This window comes from Actinosynnema pretiosum (assembly GCF_024171695.1).
GTDB classification, from domain to species: Bacteria; Actinomycetota; Actinomycetes; order Mycobacteriales; family Pseudonocardiaceae; genus Actinosynnema; species Actinosynnema pretiosum.
Window position 1 is genome coordinate 625816 of sequence record NZ_JAMTCF010000002.1, and the last position, 16945, is coordinate 642760.

Below are 16945 nucleotides of genomic sequence, written 5' to 3' on the forward strand. Positions count from 1 at the left end.
CCCCGCGCCCGTCCCGTTCCGTCCTAGGCGCATGAGGAGCCTAGGAACCGCAATCGGAACGGGTGCGCTGCTGGCCGCTGTGCTGGTCGGCTGCGCGTCCGGCCAGTCCGAGCAGGTCGGGACGGGCGCGGGTTCGGGCCCGACGCTGAGCACCGAGCCCGCGCCCACCACCAGCTCGGTCGAGGCCGAGCCCGACCCCGGCTTCGACTCGGCCGTCCCCGAGGGCGGCGTCGAGGTGCCCGCGACCCAGCTGAACGCCAGCGCGCTGGCCGAGGGCAGCCCGCGCACCGCGTGGACCGAGGACGGCGGGCTGGTGCTCGGCGCGATCGGCCAGGAGGGCGGCTGCGGCACGTCCCGCATGGAGATCGCCGAGCAGAACGCGCAGCAGGTGATCGCCGTGCTGGTGGAGACCCTGTCGGGCGCCGACGAGATCTGCACCATGGACATCCGCTTCCCGCCCCTGACCGCGAAGCTCGACCAGCCGCTGGGGGAGCGCGCGGTGGTGCTCCAGGCCAAGCAGGAGCAGAAGAAGTAGCCCGCTCGCCGAAGGCCCGCCCGCGCCGGGCGGGCCTTCGGTCCGCACGGCTGCAACCGTCCCGGCCGGTAGTACCGTCCTAGGACCATGAGGCCCAGCAGGACGCGGAACGCCATGGTCGCCGTCACCCTCGCCGCGCTGGCCGGGTGCTCGGGAGGCGGGCAGGACACCACCGGCGCGGTCGGCGGCTCGTCGGCCCCGAGCGGAGTCCCGACGTCGGCGTCGTCGGCGCCCACCGGCTCGGTCCCGTCCGGCTCGCCCGGCGGCGGCGACCCCACCGGCGCGCCCGGCGCCCAGCCGCCCCAGCGCAGCGCCGAACCGCTCCCGCAGGCCGCGCCGCTCGACGGCGCCAAGGTGGACGCCGCCACCCTGCCGGAGACCTACGACAAGCAGGTCCGGATCGGGCAGGACGGCCGCGTGCTCGTCGTCAACGGCCTGGCGGGCGGCTGCAAGAACGCCTCGGCCGAGGTCGCCGCGCAGTCGGTCGACCAGGTCCTGGTCACCCTGGTCACCACCTACTACCCGCCGCAGGGCGGCGGGGTCTGCACCGACGACCTGCGCCCCGTGCCGCTCACCGTGAACCTCGACGCCCCGCTCGGCGAGCGCAGGCTCGTGCTGGAGAGCCGCGAGGAGGTCGGCTGACCCAGGGACGACCGCGACGGCGGCGCCCCGGACGACCGGGGCGCCGCCGTCGCGGCAACACCTCGCGCTACTTGCGGAACGAGATCTGGAGCGTCGGGGCGGACGTCTCGGCGAAGAAGTCGTTGCCCTTGTCGTCCACGACCACGAACGCCGGGAAGTCCTCGACCTCGATCTTCCAGACCGCTTCCATGCCCAGCTCGGCGTACTCCAGCACCTCGACCTTGCGGATGCAGTCCTGGGCCAGCCGGGCGGCCGGACCGCCGATCGAGCCCAGGTAGAAGCCGCCGTGGGTGGCGCACGCGGAGGTGACCTGCTTGGAGCGGTTGCCCTTCGCCAGCATCACCAGCGAGCCGCCCTCGGCCTGGAACTGCTCCACGTAGGAGTCCATCCGGCCCGCCGTGGTCGGCCCGAACGAGCCCGACGCGTAGCCCTCGGGGGTCTTGGCCGGGCCCGCGTAGTACACCGGGTGGTCCCGGAGGTACTGCGGCATCCCCTCGCCCGCGTCCAACCGCTCCTTGATCTTGGCGTGGGCGATGTCGCGCGCCACCACCAGCGGACCGGTCAGCGACACCCGCGTCTTCACCGGCAGCGCCGACAGGGCCGCGCGGATCTCGGCCATCGGCCGGTTCAGGTCGATCTGCACGACCTCGTCGGACAGCGCCTCGTCGGTCACCTCCGGCAGGTACTTCGCCGGGTCCCGCTCCAGCTGCTCGATGAACACGCCCTCCGGCGTGATCTTCGCCTTCGCCTGGCGGTCCGCCGAGCAGGACACCGCGACGCCGACCGGGCAGGACGCGCCGTGCCTCGGCAGCCGGATCACCCGCACGTCGTGGCAGAAGTACTTGCCGCCGAACTGCGCGCCGATCCCGAAGTTCCTGGTCAGCTCCAGGACCTGCTTCTCCAGCTCGACGTCGCGGAACGCGTGCCCCGCCGCCGAGCCCTCGGTGGGCAGGTTGTCCAGGTACCGGGCGGACGCCAGCTTCGCGACCTTCAGGTTCTGCTCCGCCGACAGCCCGCCCACGACCACCGCGAGGTGGTACGGCGGGCACGCGGCGGTGCCCAGCGAGCGCAGCTTCTCGTCCAGGAACCTGGCAAGGCGCGCGGGGTTCAGCAGCGCCTTGGTCTCCTGGTACAGGAAGGTCTTGTTGGCCGAGCCGCCGCCCTTGGCCATGAACAGGAACTCGTACTTCGGCTCGACGCCAGGCGCGGTGAACAGGTCCAGCTGCGCGGGCAGGTTGGTGCCGGTGTTCTTCTCGTCCCAGAAGGTGACCGGGGCCATCTGCGAGTACCGCAGGTTCAGCTCCTGGTACGCCTCGAAGATGCCTCGGGAAAGCGCTTCCTCGTCGGAACCGCCGGTCAGCACGGACTCGGTGCGCTTGCCCATCACGATCGCCGTGCCGGTGTCCTGGCACATGGGCAGCACGCCGCCCGCGGAGATGCAGGCGTTGCGCAGCAGGTCGGTCGCGACGAACCGGTCGTTGCCGCTGGCCTCGGGGTCGTCGACGATCGCCCGCAGCTGCGCCAGGTGCGAGGGGCGCAGCAGGTGCTGGATGTCCCGGATGGCCTCCTTGGCCAGCAGGGTCAGCGTCTCCGGCTCGACCTGGAGGAACTTGCGCCCCGCGGCCTCCACGACCGAGACGCCCTCCTGCGTCACCAGGCGGTACTCGGTGGTCGTGTCCGCCGCGAGCGGCAGGACGTCGGTGTACTGGAATGTGGTGGGTACTGCGGGCACGTCGCGGCTCCCTTGCGCGCGTTCGGGTTCCGACGAACCTATACCGCCGCGCCGGGAGCGGGCGGTGTCCAGCGGTGTGATTCGCGTCGTGGGGACGGCGGAACCGCGCCCGGAACGCGAAGAGGCCCGGCGCCGCTCGGCGCCGGGCCTCCTCGAACGTCTACCGGGATCTTCCGGGAATCCCTGCGGGATAGGGGAAGGCCGGGCCGGCCCCCGACCGCCCCGACCTTCCTCGGCACGCGACACCCCGGCGGATGCTTCTGGGTTGGGGTGTCGCGAGGCTCGTGTACGCAGACCGTGCTCCTGCGTGAGCCCCAAGTCAACACCGCCAACCGGGTGAGACCGTCTCAGCTCGCGTAAGCGCGCAGCTTGGCGGCCCTTTCCCCCTGGCGCAGCTTGGACATCACCTCGCGCTCGATCTGCCGCACCCGCTCCCGCGACAGCCCGAACTGCTTGCCGATCTGGTCCAGCGTGCGCGGCTGCCCGTCCTCCAGGCCGTAGCGCAGCCGGATCACCGCCTGCTCGCGCTGCTCCAGCGTGGCCAGCACGCGGCGCAGGTCGTCCTGCAGCAGACCGGAGATGACGGCGCTCTCGGCGTCGGTCGCGTCCGAGTCCTCGATGAAGTCACCGAGCGGCGCGTCCTCCTCGGCGCCCACCGGCATGTCCAGGCTCACCGGGTCGCGGGCGTGGTCGAGCAGGTCCGACACCTTCGCCGGGGAAAGGCCGGATTCCGATGCCAGTTCCTCGTTCGTCGCCTCTCGGCCGAGTTGCTGGTGCAGATCCCGCTTGATCCGCGCGAGCTTGTTCACCTGTTCCACCAAGTGGACCGGAAGGCGGATCGTGCGACCCTGATCGGCCATTCCTCGGGTGATCGCCTGGCGAATCCACCACGTGGCGTACGTGGAGAACTTGAAACCCTTGGTGTAGTCGAACTTCTCGACCGCGCGGATCAGACCCAGGTTGCCCTCCTGGATCAGGTCGAGCAGAGGCATTCCACGACCGGTGTACCGCTTCGCCAGAGAAACGACCAACCGGAGATTCGCCTCCAGCAGGTGGTTCTTCGCCCGCAGTCCGTCGCGGACCAGTGCGCGCAGCTCGCCAGCGCGCTCGGCGTTCAGCGCGGTGGTCGTCTCCAGCACGTGGTGCGCGAAGACGCCCGCCTCGATCCGCTTGGCCAGCTCCACCTCTTGGGCGGCCGTGAGCAGCGCTGTCTTGCCGATCCCGTTCAAGTAGACCCGGACCAGGTCGGCGGCCGGTCCCTGGGCGTCGAGGTCCAAGTCGACGCTCGGGGCACTCGTGTCGTACCCGACCTCGCGGTCGAGGACCTTCGGGACGGTCATGGAGATCCCTCCCCCTTCTCGCGGGCTGGCGTTCGGTCGTGTCGCGAGCCCGCGCTGCGCTGCGCGGCCCCGGCCTTTCAGCGTTCGAACGGCCGTTTGGCTGGACACTTGAGGAAACGCGCCTACCCTCGAAATGGTTCCCGCTTCCTCAACAGACAAGACGTCACTGCGGTCACAGCGGTTGCGCGCCCTATCCTGAGGATTGCCTGAGAAGGGGTCCGTCAGAGTTCAACCAGGACCGTGAACGGGCCGTCGTTCACGCTCCGAACGGACATCTCCGCGCCGAACTGCCCGGTTTCCACTCGTGCGCCCTTCTTGCGAAGTTCCAGCACCACCGCGTCCACCAGCGGAGCCGCCGCCTCGGGCCGGGCGGCGGCCGTCCAGGACGGCCGCCGACCCTTCCGCGTGTCGCCGTAGAGCGTGAACTGGCTGACCACCAGCAGGGGCGCGCCGGTCGTCGCGCACGACTGCTCGTCGCGCAGGACGCGCAGCTCGTGCAGCTTCGCGGCCATCCGCACGGCCTTGGCCGCGTCGTCGTCCGCGTGCACGCCGAGCAGCACCAGCAGCCCCGGCTCGTCGATGGCGCCGACGACCTCGCCCGCCACCTCGACGCTGGCCGAGGTCACCCTCGCGGCGACGGCCCTCACGCGGGCGCCACCATGCCGTGCCGCACCAGGTCCCTGACCACCGGCAGCGCCGCCTCGGTGAGCGCGCCCACCGGCAGGTCGTGCGCGTACGCCAGCAGCGCGATCAGGTCCTCCAGCGGCAGCGCGCCCCGGAACCCGGCCAGCAGCTTCGCCGCGACCTCGTCCAGCTCGTGCTGCCAGCCGGGCCCGTCGGTCCGGTGCAGCCGCCGCACCACGGACTCCCAGCCGTCCTCCACCGCCGAGGACACCTCCTCCAGCAGCACCGTCGGGGGCAGGGTGAACCGGGTGGCCAGCAGCCGCTCGGCGGTCCCGTTCTCGCGCAGCCAGGTGACCCGGTCCAGCCAGGCGGCCGTCTCCGGGCCCAGCGGGTCGTCGTAGGCGTGGCGCAGGTCCTCGCACACCACCTCGGGCACGGCCGCGTCGGTGCGCCGCAGCGTCACGAACCCGAAGCCCACGCCGAGCACGTCGTTCTCCGCGAACCAGTCCAGCCACCCGGCGGCCTGCGCGCGGCCCTCCGGCGAGCGCGGGTCGACGCCCGCGTCGCGCAGCCAGGTGCCCACGTACAGCGCCGGGTCGGCGACGTCGCGCTGCACGAACCAGGCGTCGACGCCGCCGCGCGGCAGCCAGGACGCGACCCGGTCCTCCCAGTCCTCGCCCTTGCGGTGCAGCCAGGAGGCCAGCAGCTGCCCGGTGCCGCCCTCGTTCAGGAACGCGGGCAGCTGCCGGACCACCAGCGCGCTGGCGTCGTCGCCGCCGAGGCCGGAGTCGCGGTACACGTAGTCCACCCGCGGCGGCCCGACCACGAACGGCGGGTTGCACACGATTTGGTCGAACTTGCGCCCGCGCACCGGCCCGAACCACTCGCCCTGGCCGAGGCGGACGTCGATCTCGTTCATCCGGAACGTGGCGGAGGCGAGCGCGAGCGCGCGGGCGGACAGGTCGGTGGCGGTGATCTTCTCGGCGTGCCTGCTGGCGTGCAGCGCCTGCACGCCGCAGCCGGTGCCGAGGTCGAGCAGGGACTTGACGGGCCTGCGCGCGGTGGCGCGGGCCAGGCTGATCGAGGCGTGGCCGACGCCGAGCACGTGGTCGGTCGGCACGGGCCCGCCGCGCTGGTCGGAGTCCAGGTCGGCGATCACCCACCAGGAGCCCTCGTCGTCGCCGTAGGGCCGCACGTCCAGCCCGGCCCGGAACCCGTCGCCGTCGGGGGCGAGCACTCCGGCGCGCACGGCCTCGTCCAGGTCGACGCCGGCGAGGGCGGAGCGGACGCTCTTGTCGGGCTCGGTGTCGCCGAGCAGGAACAGCCGGACGAGCGCGCCGAGGTCGCCGGAGTCCTCGGACTCGCGCTTGGCGACCTCGGGCTCACCCCGCCCGAGCGCGGCGTGGGCGACCGGCCCGAGCGCGTCGACCACCCCGTCGGCGGTGTAGTCGGCGGTCCGGAAGGCCTCGCGCAGGCGCGTGATCAGGTCATCGGATAGTTCAGGGAGCACCGGCACATGGTGGCACCCCGAGCGCCGGTCGCCAGACCACGCGCGGGGGGCGTGGACGGCCCCTGCCATCCGCACTCGTGCAGCCGCCGCTCCCGCGCGCCTCCGACCTGGGCGAACTCCGCCACCGCCTGCGCGGCGGGGGGCACGTGGCGGGGCGGGGCTGGTCCGGGTCGTGTGGCAGCGGGCTGGACAGGGCTGCTCCGGGTCGCGTGGCAGCGGGCCGCGTGGGGCCTGGTCCGGGTCTCGTGGCGGGGGAGCGGGGTGCTGCGAGGGTGCGGACTCCGGTGGACCGGGCACGTGCGCGCTGATCCGAACTGCTGACTGTTGACCGCCAACTGTTGGCAGTCCGGCCACTGCGGCCCGACGAGCCCTCCACCCCGGCGCCCCGCTGCCCCCTGCGCGCCTCCGGTCCGGAGCCACCGCGCCCTTCTGGCCCGGAACCACCGCGACCCGACGGCCCGGTTCCCCACGATCCAGAGGTCGGGTCCCCGTCACCCCCGCCGCCGCAGCTCCCCGTGCACCGCCAGCGCGACCTCCAGCGCCAACCGCTCCACCGGGTCCCCCAGCGGGAGGACCGCCACCTCACCCATCCGCTGCAACCGGTACCGCAGCGTGTTCGGGTGCACCCCCAGCGCCCGCGCCGCCCCACGGGCGTCGCCCCGCGCCGCCAGCCAGGCCCGGAGCGTCTCGGCGTACCGGGTGCCCCTCTCCTCGTCGTGCCGCAGCAGGTCCGCCACCGGCCCCCGTACCGGCAGCCGTCCCGCCTCCGCCTCCACCGCCAACCGCCGCAGCAGCACCCGCGCCCACGCCAGCTCGTAGACCACCGGCCGCTCCCCGCCCAGCGCCAGGCACTCGTCCGCCTCCAGCCGGGACACCGGAGCCGAACCCCCGTCGCACACCCCGCCGATCCCGGCCCGCACCACCACCTCCGGCGGCAGCTCGCGCCGCAGGCCGCGCACCCACTCCACCGCCGCCGCCGGGTCGCCCCCGCACGGCAGCACCGTGTACAGCACGTTCCCGAACAGCGCGCTCCGCCCCGGCCGCGACCAGCCGAACCCCGACGTCGCCCGCTCGAACGCCAGCAGCGCCGCCCCGTGCTCCGCGTCCCCCACGTGCGCCCGCACCGCGATCACCCGCAGCTCCCCGCCCGGCAGCCCCAACCGGTCCAGCGCGCCGGGAGCCCCCGAGTCCAGCAGCGCCGTCACCAGGTCCGCCTCGACCTGCCGCTCCAGGTCCGAGCCCGCCCGCGCCCGCAGCAGGTGCAGCGCCGCCGTCCGGGCCCCGTCCACCAGCGCCGCCTCGCGCGCCGGGCTCGTCCCGTCCACCTCCACCCACACCGACCCGAGCAGCTCCCGCCCGGCCCGGACGGCGGCCACCAGCCGACCGCCCAGGTGCTCGGTCAGCTGCGGCACGAACAGCGCCTCGTCGCTGTGCGCCAGGTGGGTGAACACCCCGGACGAGTCCAGCGCCCGCCGCGCCTCCTCCGGCACCCGCCGCCCCAGGATCGTCTCCACCCGGACCGCGTCCACCCCCTGCTGCCGGTGCGAGTACGCCAGCACCCGCGACCCCCGGTCCTCGATCGTGACCGGCCCGCCCACCAGCGCCGCGATCGCGTCGGCCACCGCGAACAGGTCCCCCGACCCGCGATCGCCCAGCACCAGCGCCTGCGCCACGCTCACCAGCTGCCCCCACGGCACCGCCGGGTCCACCAGCAGCACCGCAGCCCCCGACCGCCGCGCCGCCGCCGCGACCCGCCCGTCCAGCGGCGCGCTCCCGTGCAGCGCCACGGCGGCGGCCCGCGTCGTACCCACCAGCCGGGCGGCGGCGGCCGACGACCCGACCCCCACCCCGATCAGCAGCTCGTCGCTCCCCGCGCGCGGTCGCTCGACCGGGTCGTGCAGCGCGACCCCGCGCAGCACCACGTCCCGCCCGCGCGGAGCGCACCCCAGGTGGGTGCCCAGACTGCCGAGGACGTCAACCAACCGGTCCAGCGCTACCACGCCCGGATCGTAGGACCGGGGCGGGCGGGTGTCGCCGCGATCGCGGCGGTGGGACGATGGTGGGCGGAGGTGGTGTCGTGAGCAACCCTGAGCCCCCGGTGCTGATCACCGAGGCAGCGCCCTCGTACGAGGACCAGCTCGCGGCGCGCAAGCGCAAGTACGTGATCATGATGGGCGCGCGGGTGCCGTGCCTGGTCCTGGCGATGGTCTTCTACGACACGTGGTGGCTGGCGCTGGCGCTCATCGTGCTGTCCATCCCGCTGCCGTGGATGGCCGTGCTGATCGCGAACGACCGCCCACCGCGCAAGTCCGAGAAGGCCAGCAAGCACGACGCCGAGAGGCGCGCCCTGGGGGCGCGCCCCCGTCACGTCATCGACGGCTGAGCCCGCTGCGGCGGCTGCGCGCCGACCGCCGAGACGGCCCGGCCCGCGGCGCGCACCCCGCCGAGGAGCGCGTCGCGCCGGGACGCCCCGGCCAGCCAGGCCACGAGCAGGCCCGCGTCGAACGCGTCGCCCGCGCCCGTGGAGTCGACGCACTCCACGTCGGTCGCGGGCGCCGACACCACGCCCTCGGCGTCGACCCAGCTCGCGCCGTCCGCGCCGGAGGTGGCCGCGACCGCGCCCACCACGTCCAGCAGCGCCGCCGCCGACGCCGGGTCGGCCGACCCGGTCAGCGCCACCAGCTCCTCCGCGTTGGGCAGCAGCAGGTCGACGCCCCTGATGTCGTCCAGGAACCCGTCGTAGATCAGCGCCGCCGACTGCGGGTCCACCGACGTGGTCAGCCCCGCCTCGCGCGCCATCCGCAGCACCTCCAGGCCCGCGGGCCGGGAGGAGGCGTCCAGCAGCACGTACCCGGACAGGTGCAGGTGGGACGAGCCCGCCAGCAGCTCCGGGTTCACGTCCTCGGGCGAGAACCGGGCGTTCGCGCCCCGGTCGGGCAGCATCGTGCGCTGCCCGGTGTCGTCGACCAGCACCACGACGCAGCAGGTCGCCGCGTCCGGGTCGACGGCGAACGCGCAGCGCACCCCGGCCGAGGTCAGCTCGGCGTGCACCTGCCGCCCCGCCGAGTCCGCGCCGACCCTGGCGACCAGCACCGGCGAGGCGCCGCAGGCGGCCACCCACACCGCCGTGTTGGCCCCCGCGCCACCGGGCTCGATGGTCACCGAGGCGCGCGAGTCGCCGCCGTGCACGATCGGACCGGAGTGGCGGGCGACGACGTCCAGTCCGGCGTCGCCCACCACGACGATCCCGCTCCCCGCCGCTCTCACGCGGCTAGGGCGACCGCGACCCGCGCGGCCAGCGCGGCGTTGGACACCACGAGCGCCTCGTTGGCGTCCAGGCTGACGCCGCCGCTGGCGGTGTGGAAGTGCTCCAGCAGCGCCGGGGTCACCTCCTTGCCGGTGATGCCCCTCTCCTCCAGCAGCGCCAGGCCCTCGGCGAGCAGCCGGTCGTGCAGCTCGACGTCCATCTCGAACTCGACCGGGATGGGGTTGGTCAGCAGCACGCCCGCGTCGCCGGGGACGCCCCGGTGCGCGGCCACGACGGCGGCGGCCTGCTCGGGGGTGTCCACCCGCCACGGGACGCCGAAGTCGGACTCGCGGCGGTAGAACGCGGGGAAGCGGTCGGTGCGGTAGCCCAGCACCGGCACCGAGCTGGTCTCCAGCAGCTCCAGCGTCGCGCCCATGTCGAGGATCGACTTCACCCCGGAGCACACGACCAGGACGGGCGTGGACGCGAGGACGTCCAGGTCGGCGGACACGTCCCAGGTCTCGCTCGCGCCCCGGTGCACCCCGCCGAGGCCGCCGGTGGCGAAGACCCCGATGCCCGCGGCGTGCGCCAGCGCGGCCGTGCCCGCGACGGTGGTCGCGCCGTCCCTGCCCAGCGCGAACGCCGCGCCCAGGTCCCGGCGGGACAGCTTGACCAGGTCGTTGTCCCGGTCGCAGACGTAGTCCAGCTCGGCGTCGGTCAGGCCGACCTTCGGCACGCCGCCCAGCACGGCGATCGTGGCGGGGACGGCGCCCGCCTCCCGGACGATCGCCTCCAGGCGCGCGGCGACCTCGCGGTTGCGGCCCGGCGGCAGGCCGTGGGACAGGATGGTGCTCTCCAGCGCGACCACCGGCCGGTTCTCGGCCAGGGCGTCGCGGACTTCTTCGGTGCTGCTCGGCGTGCTCACGAGGGGCCATCATCCCAGGTAAGGTGAGGCTGTGAGCACGCAGACCCTCCCTGAGCTGGACACCAGGCCGGAAGGCACTGACACCACCGGGGACGACACGCCCAAGATGTTCCACTACGTGCGCAAGGAGAAGATCGCGGAGAGCGCGGTCATGGGCACGCACGTGGTGGCGCTGTGCGGCGAGGTCTTCCCGGTGACGAAGTCGCCGAAGCCCGGCTCCCCGGTGTGCCCGGACTGCAAGAAGATCTACGAGAGCCTGCCCATGGGCGGCGAGTAGCCCCCGACGTCCGGGCTGCCCCGGCGTCCCGCGCTCGAAGCGGGACGCCGGGGCAGTGCTGTCCCCGGACCGGGTGCTGGCGGGGTTCTCCCCGGTCAGGCGTTCTCCGGCTGACCGGTCCGCCCGGCCGCGCCCTTGTCGCCGGGACCGCTGCCCGTGCCGCCGGGGTCGCCGCCCTGCTTCAGGCCGCCGGAGCCGGTCCCCGCACCGCCGCGCTTGCCGCCCCGGCCCGCGACCCGCCGCCGCACGCCCTTGCCGCTCTTGCCGCCGCCGTGGCCGTGGCCGCCCTGACCGCCCGCCTTGCCCTGACCGGCGCCCTTGCCCCGGCTGCCGCCGCGCCCGGCGACCTTCCTGGCCGTGCCGCGCGCCCGCCGCTCCCCGGCGTCGTCGGACGCCTCGCCGCCGTCCCGGCTCATGATCCGCTCGGCCGCCCGCACCAGCTCCAGCCGCCGCCAGCGCCGCCGCTGCCGCCGGGTCATCCGCGCGGGCCACATCTCCTGGATCGCGCTGTTGAAGTACGCCCCGATCGTGATCGCCAGCCCGATGAAGAACACGAACAGCAGGAACGCGATCGGCGTCGCCAGCGCCCCGTACGTGTAGCCCGTCGTGGTGATCCACCGGATGTACAGCCGCAGGCCCACCGACGAGAGGATGAACACCACCATCGCCAGCACCGCGCCCGGCGCGAGCCGGTGCCACGGCAGCTTCCTGGGCAGCGCGAGCTTGTACAGCGTCGCGAGCGCCAGCACGAGCAGCACGCCGATCACCGGGTAGTAGAACGCGCTCAGCCACGACTCGGCCACGGCCTGCCACCGGTCGGGCAGCAGGCGGGGCAGCACGTCGGGACCGAGCGCCAGCACCGGCAGCCCGATGATCAGCAGCACCAGGCTGACCACGTACAGCAGCAGCGCGAAGATGCGCTGCCACACCTCGTGGCGGACCCCGTACTGACCGTGCGCGACGGTGACCGCGTCCACGAAGGACGCCATCGCCGACGACCCGGCCCACAGGGATATCAGGAAGCCGACGGACACGATCTCGCCCTTGCCGACGGTCAGGATCTGATCGACCGTGGGGGTGATCACGCCGTTGACGACGTCACCGCTGAAGATCGTCCGGCAGGTGGAGACGATCTTGTCGCGCACCGCTTGGACCACCTCGGGACCGAACCACTCCCCGACGTAGCCGATGCTGCCGAGCAGACCCAGCAGCAGCGGGGGGAACGACAGCACCTGCCAGAAGGCCGCCTCGGCGGCCTCCGAGAAGATGTTGCCCTCCCACGCCTTGGTGATCGTGCGCGCGACCAGCCGCAGTGGGCGCCGTTCCGGCGCGCTGCGGTCATCCTGCCCAGTAGGCGAACCCATCTCGGGATCAAGCATGGAGCATGAGGGGTGTTTTCGCGGCATCGTTCCCTGAACCGCGCGTCGGGATTGGGTACGCTGTCGGGGCCCTCGACGGTCGCCCGCACCGAGGGCATTCGCATGTCGCCGCTCGCCGCAGGTCGCCCCGAGCGCGCCCGTCCGCCCCTGCACTGAGAAGAGGTCCGAGGTTGTCCGCACCCCAGGTCGCGTCGACCCGACCGCTGCGGGCGTGGCAGCGCCGCGCGCTGACCAAGTACCTCGCCTCGGGGCCGAAGGACTTCCTCGCGGTCGCCACGCCCGGCGCGGGCAAGACCACGTTCGGGCTGCGGGTCGCCGCCGAGCTGCTGGCCGACCGCACGATCGAGGCCGTGACGATCGTCGCGCCGACCGAGCACCTCAAGCACCAGTGGGCGAAGTCCGCCGCCGAGGCGGGCATCGCCATCGACTCGAACTTCCGCAACACGAACGCGGTCACCTCCAGGGACTACCACGGCGTGGCGGTCACCTACGCGCAGGTGGCCGCGCACCCCACGCTGCACCGGGTGCGCACCGAGAACCGCAAGACGCTCGTGCTGCTCGACGAGGTGCACCACGGCGGTGACGCCAAGTCGTGGGGCGACGCGATCCGCGAGGCGTTCACCCCGGCGACCCGCAGGCTGTCGCTGACCGGGACGCCGTTCCGCAGCGACGACTCGCCGATCCCGTTCATCTCCTACGAGCACGCGGCCGACGGCACCCAGCGCAGCCGCTCCGACCACGCCTACGGCTACGCCGACGCCCTGCGCGACGGCGTGGTCCGGCCGGTGATCTTCCTGGCCTACTCGGGCGAGGCGCACTGGCGCACCAGCGCGGGCGAGGAGTTCGTGGCGCGCCTCGGCGAGCCGCTCACCCAGGAGCAGACCGCGCGCGCCTGGCGCACCGCGCTCGACCCGACCGGCGAGTGGATGCCGTCGGTGCTGCTGGCCGCAGACAAGCGGCTCACCCAGCTGCGCGCGAACGGCATCCCGGACGCGGGCGGCCTGGTCATCGCCACCGACCAGACCGTGGCGAAGGCGTACGCGGAGATCCTCAAGCGGGTGACCGGCCACGACGCGACCCTGGTGCTCTCGGACGACCCCAAGGCGTCGGGCCGCATCGCCGAGTTCGCGGCCACCACCGAGCGCTGGATGATCGCGGTCCGGATGGTGTCCGAGGGCGTGGACGTGCCCCGGCTCGCCGTGGGCGTGTACGCCACCAGCGCGTCGACGCCGCTGTACTTCGCGCAGGCCATCGGCCGGTTCGTGCGCTCGCGCGCGAAGGGCGAGACGGCCAGCGTGTTCCTGCCGAGCGTGCCGGTGCTGCTGGGGCTGGCCAGCGAGCTGGAGCAGCAGCGCGACCACATCCTCGGCAAGCCGCACCGGGAGAAGGACGGCTGGGACGACGAGCTGCTCGCCCAGGCCAACCAGACCAAGGACGAGGAGGGCGAGGAGGACCGCGCGTTCACCGTCCTGGGCGCCTCGGCCGAGCTGGACCAGGTGATCTACGACGGCTCGTCGTTCGGCACGGCGGCGCACGTGGGCAGCGAGGAGGAGCAGGAGTACCTGGGCCTGCCCGGCCTGCTCGCGCCGGACCAGGTGCGCGCCCTGCTGCGTCAGCGGCAGGAGAAGCAGCTGGTGGAGGCCAGCAAGCGCAAGGCCGACGCGCCCGCCCCCGTCGCACCCCCGGTGACCAGGCCCGCGGGCGTGCAGGAGCAGCTGGCGGCGCTGCGCAAGGAGCTGAACTCGCTGGTCGCGATGCACCACCACCGCACGAAGAAGCCGCACGGCAAGATCCACAACCAGCTGCGCGAGTACTGCGGCGGCCCGCCGACCGCGATGGCGTCGATCGAGCAGCTCGAAGAGCGCATCGCGACGCTGCGCTCCTGGTAGGCGCCGAGCGGCCGGGGGCGTCGACCGGTCGGGGGCCGACCGGCCAGGGCGCCGAGGAGGCGGCCCGGCTGGGCGCGAACCGGTTGGAGGCCGGCTGGGGGAGTCGCCAACCCGCCGGTGCGCGGGCCGGGGACGCCGACCGCCGGCGTCCGCCGCCGAGCCCGCGCCGGGCGTCCGCCCCGCTGTCGCCCGCCCACCGGCGCCCGTGAGTCCCCCCGAAGCCCGCCGCGCCCCGCAGGCTTCCGCCCGCAGCCCGCAGCCCGCAGCCCGCAGCCCGCAGCCCGCAGCCCGCAGCGCCCCGCAGCCCGCAGCGCCCCGCAGCCCCCGTGCTCCCGTCGCACGCGCGCTCCCGCCTGCCGCCCGCGCCCGCCATCCCCGGCGCCGCACCCCCGTGCTCCCGCCGCCCGCCCGTTCGGGCTTTCCGGCCCCTGATCCGGGCGCGAATCCCTCCCGAACCGGGCCGCGCCCCTCCCGCGCGCCCCCTCCCCACCCCCACCGCGCCGCCCCGTTCGCGTCGCCCGGTGCTCCGTCCGCGCGCCCCTCCGGCGCCCCCGCCACACCCCGGATCCGGATCTTCACCCGACCGCTGGGCCGTTCGTGTCGATGCGACCGCACCGGTCGCTGTTCATCACGCCTGGTGGTTTACTACTGCATTCGGCGTAACGTCATGTCCGTTCGGTTACACCTCCGTTAGCTCTTCGTGTCCCTTGACCGATCTAGTGTGCTTCCGGTCACCGGCCTTCCGGACATACGTTGTGCGCCACAACATTTTCTGCCCGCCGGCAGACACAGCGCAGTGAAAGGGATGGCGGATGCGGACCAAGAGCCTCGCCCTCATCGCCGTTGGCACGGGTCTCGCCGTGGCCATGACGGCGTGCGGCGCCAACACCTCCTCGGGTGGCAGCACGACCTCGGACACCAGCTCGGCCAGCGGATCGGGCGGCGAGAAGGTCGGCGTCATCCTCCCGGAGACGAAGTCCTCCGCCCGCTGGGAGGGCTTCGACAAGCCCCTCCTGGAGAAGGCGCTCAAGGCCGAGGGCCTCGACCCCGACATCCAGAACGCCCAGGGCGACGTGCAGAAGTTCTCCACCCTCGCCGACGGCATGATCAACTCGGGCGTCAAGGTCCTGATCATCGCCACGCCCAACAGCGAGATCGGCGCGACCGTGGCCAAGAAGGCCGAGGCGCAGGGCATCCAGGTCATCGACTACGACCGCCTCAACCTCGGCGGCAGCTCGAAGTACTACGTGTCCTTCGACAACGTCAAGGTCGGCGAGCTGCAGGGCGAGGGCCTGGTCGCGGGCCTGAACGCGCTCGCCCCCGGCAAGAAGGGCGCCGAGGTCATCGAGATCGAGGGCGCGCCCACCGACAACAACGCCACGCTCTTCTACAACGGCCAGCAGAACGTGCTCAAGCCGAAGTACGCCTCTGGCGACCTGAAGCTGGTGCAGTCCCAGCCCATCGACGACTGGGACAACCAGAAGGGCGGCACCACCTTCGAGCAGATCCTCACCGCCAACGGCCAGAAGGTCGACGGCGTCGTGGCCGCCAACGACGGGCTCGCGGGCGCGGTCATCACCGTGCTGAAGAAGTTCGGCCTCAACGGCAAGGTCCCGGTCACCGGCCAGGACGCCACCCCCGAGGGCCTGCAGGCCGTGCTGCGCGGCGACCAGTACATGACCGTCTTCAAGCCGATCGACGAGGAGGCGGAGGCCACCGCCAAGCTCGCCGCCGCGCTCGCCAAGGGCGACACCGCCGCCGCCGACAAGCTCGCCTCCGGCACGGTGAACGACCCCAAGGGCAACCGCGACGTCAAGTCGGTCCTGCTCACCGCCCAGCTGATCACCAAGGACAAGGTGAAGACCGTGGTCGACGCGGGCTTCGTCAAGGCCTCGGAGATCTGCGTCGCCGACACCACCGCGATCTGCGCCGAGCTCGGCATCAAGTAGCCCGACCCAGCAAGCCCACGCGCGCCGAAGGCGGGACGTCCCCGGATCGGGGGACGTCCCGCCCGTGGCGGGCCAGCACCGTGAGGACTCAAGCAGTGAGCGAGCCGATTCTCGAACTGCGCGGCGTCAACAAGAGCTTCGGACCCGTGCACGTGCTCCACGACATCGACTTCACCGTTCGCGCGGGTGAGGTCACCGCGCTCGTCGGCGACAACGGCGCGGGCAAGTCGACCCTGGTCAAGTGCATCGCAGGCATCCACCCCACCGACTCCGGCGACCTGCTGTTCAAGGGCGAGCCGGTCACCGTCACCGGCCCGCGCGACGCGGCGGCCCTCGGCATCGAGGTCGTCTACCAGGACCTCGCGCTGTGCGACAACCTGGACATCGTCCAGAACATGTTCCTCGGCCGCGAGCGCGGGAAGTTCGGCACGCTCGACGAGGCCGACATGGAGCAGGCCGCGCGCAAGACCCTCACCTCGCTGTCCGTGCGCACCGTGAAGTCCGTGCGCACCCAGGTCTCCTCGCTGTCCGGCGGGCAGCGGCAGACCGTCGCCATCGCCAAGGCGGTGCTGTGGGACAGCAAGGTCGTGCTGCTGGACGAGCCGACCGCCGCGCTCGGCGTCGCGCAGACCCGGCAGGTGCTCGACCTGGTCCGCAGGCTCGCCGAGCAGGGCCTCGGCGTGGTGCTGATCAGCCACAACATGAACGACGTCTTCGAGGTCGCCGACCGCATCGCCTGCCTCTACCTGGGGCGGATGGCCGCCGAGGTGAGCACCAAGGACGTCACGCACGGCCAGGTGGTCGAGCTGATCACCGCGGGCCGCTCCGGCGACCTGGGCATCGCCCGAGCCGAGAGCGCGACCATCTGATGGCCAGCCACCCCGACCGCCCCGAAG

At 73.3% G+C, this 16945-nt stretch carries 15 protein-coding genes; 7 read left to right on the top strand and 8 right to left on the bottom strand.

Going from position 1 to position 16945, the window contains the following annotated elements; translation table 11 throughout:
• The first annotated feature begins 31 nt into the window (after window positions 1-31).
• Both LV78_RS06140 and LV78_RS06145 read left to right on the top strand, forming a co-directional pair.
• The gene (locus tag LV78_RS06140) at window positions 32-535 is read left to right on the top strand and encodes a hypothetical protein (RefSeq protein ID WP_253843724.1); all 504 of its coding nucleotides are present in this window, start codon (window positions 32-34) and stop codon (window positions 533-535) included.
• Window positions 536-622: 87 nt separating this feature from the next.
• Window positions 623-1177 carry a hypothetical protein gene (locus tag LV78_RS06145; protein WP_253843725.1) on the top strand — a complete coding sequence of 185 codons (555 nt, stop codon included), beginning with the start codon at window positions 623-625 and terminating at the stop codon, window positions 1175-1177.
• 67 nt (window positions 1178-1244) lie between these two features.
• On the opposite strand, the gene LV78_RS06150 is transcribed toward LV78_RS06145, so the two are convergent.
• The 5 genes from LV78_RS06150 to LV78_RS06170 form a co-directional block, all read right to left on the bottom strand.
• Window positions 1245-2909 carry a fumarate hydratase gene (locus LV78_RS06150; protein WP_308208677.1) on the bottom strand — a complete coding sequence of 555 codons (1665 nt, stop codon included), beginning with the start codon at window positions 2907-2909 and terminating at the stop codon, window positions 1245-1247.
• A 347-nt stretch (window positions 2910-3256) separates the two neighbouring features.
• Window positions 3257-4249, bottom strand: a complete 993-nt coding sequence (locus tag LV78_RS06155) for a sigma-70 family RNA polymerase sigma factor (RefSeq protein WP_253843726.1) — start codon at window positions 4247-4249, stop codon at window positions 3257-3259.
• A gap of 221 nt (window positions 4250-4470) precedes the next feature.
• Window positions 4471-4896, bottom strand: coding sequence for a D-aminoacyl-tRNA deacylase (gene dtd / locus LV78_RS06160; RefSeq protein ID WP_253843727.1), 426 nt, complete (start codon window positions 4894-4896; stop codon window positions 4471-4473).
• Window positions 4893-6383: a DUF7782 domain-containing protein gene (locus LV78_RS06165; protein ID WP_253843728.1), complete on the bottom strand. Its 1491-nt coding sequence runs from the start codon at window positions 6381-6383 to the stop codon at window positions 4893-4895. The genes dtd and LV78_RS06165 overlap by 4 nt, the downstream gene beginning before the upstream one ends.
• A gap of 491 nt (window positions 6384-6874) precedes the next feature.
• Window positions 6875-8383, bottom strand: coding sequence for a PucR family transcriptional regulator (locus LV78_RS06170; RefSeq protein WP_253843729.1), 1509 nt, complete (start codon window positions 8381-8383; stop codon window positions 6875-6877).
• A gap of 56 nt (window positions 8384-8439) precedes the next feature.
• Here LV78_RS06170 and LV78_RS06175 point away from each other — a divergent pair, with 56 nt between their 5' ends.
• Entirely contained in the window at window positions 8440-8766 is a 327-nt protein-coding gene (locus LV78_RS06175; protein WP_253843730.1) for a DUF3099 domain-containing protein, read from the top strand.
• Here the strand turns inward: LV78_RS06175 and LV78_RS06180 are convergent.
• Both LV78_RS06180 and LV78_RS06185 read right to left on the bottom strand, forming a co-directional pair.
• Window positions 8748-9650, bottom strand: a complete 903-nt coding sequence (locus tag LV78_RS06180) for a carbohydrate kinase family protein (protein WP_253843731.1) — start codon at window positions 9648-9650, stop codon at window positions 8748-8750. The genes LV78_RS06175 and LV78_RS06180 overlap by 19 nt on opposite strands.
• Window positions 9647-10555 (bottom strand): pseudouridine-5'-phosphate glycosidase, encoded by a 909-nt coding sequence (locus LV78_RS06185; protein ID WP_253843732.1) that lies wholly within the window; start codon window positions 10553-10555, stop codon window positions 9647-9649. The genes LV78_RS06180 and LV78_RS06185 overlap by 4 nt, the downstream gene beginning before the upstream one ends.
• Window positions 10556-10586: 31 nt before the next feature.
• Here LV78_RS06185 and LV78_RS06190 point away from each other — a divergent pair, with 31 nt between their 5' ends.
• Window positions 10587-10832, top strand: coding sequence for a DUF3039 domain-containing protein (locus tag LV78_RS06190; protein ID WP_015800341.1), 246 nt, complete (start codon window positions 10587-10589; stop codon window positions 10830-10832).
• Between the two features lie 95 nt (window positions 10833-10927).
• On the opposite strand, the gene LV78_RS06195 is transcribed toward LV78_RS06190, so the two are convergent.
• Entirely contained in the window at window positions 10928-12196 is a 1269-nt protein-coding gene (locus LV78_RS06195; RefSeq protein ID WP_253843733.1) for a YihY/virulence factor BrkB family protein, read from the bottom strand.
• A 185-nt stretch (window positions 12197-12381) separates the two neighbouring features.
• On the opposite strand from LV78_RS06195, the gene LV78_RS06200 reads away from it, so the two are divergent.
• The 3 genes from LV78_RS06200 (at window position 12382) to LV78_RS06210 (ending at window position 16918) form a co-directional block, all read left to right on the top strand.
• A complete protein-coding gene (locus tag LV78_RS06200; RefSeq protein WP_253843734.1) occupies window positions 12382-14100 on the top strand; it encodes a DEAD/DEAH box helicase in 1719 nt (572 codons plus the stop codon).
• An 812-nt stretch (window positions 14101-14912) separates the two neighbouring features.
• The gene (locus tag LV78_RS06205; protein ID WP_253843735.1) at window positions 14913-16049 is read left to right on the top strand and encodes a sugar ABC transporter substrate-binding protein; all 1137 of its coding nucleotides are present in this window, start codon (window positions 14913-14915) and stop codon (window positions 16047-16049) included.
• 95 nt (window positions 16050-16144) lie between these two features.
• Window positions 16145-16918, top strand: coding sequence for an ATP-binding cassette domain-containing protein (locus LV78_RS06210; RefSeq protein ID WP_253843736.1), 774 nt, complete (start codon window positions 16145-16147; stop codon window positions 16916-16918).
• Window positions 16919-16945: the final 27 nt, after the last annotated feature.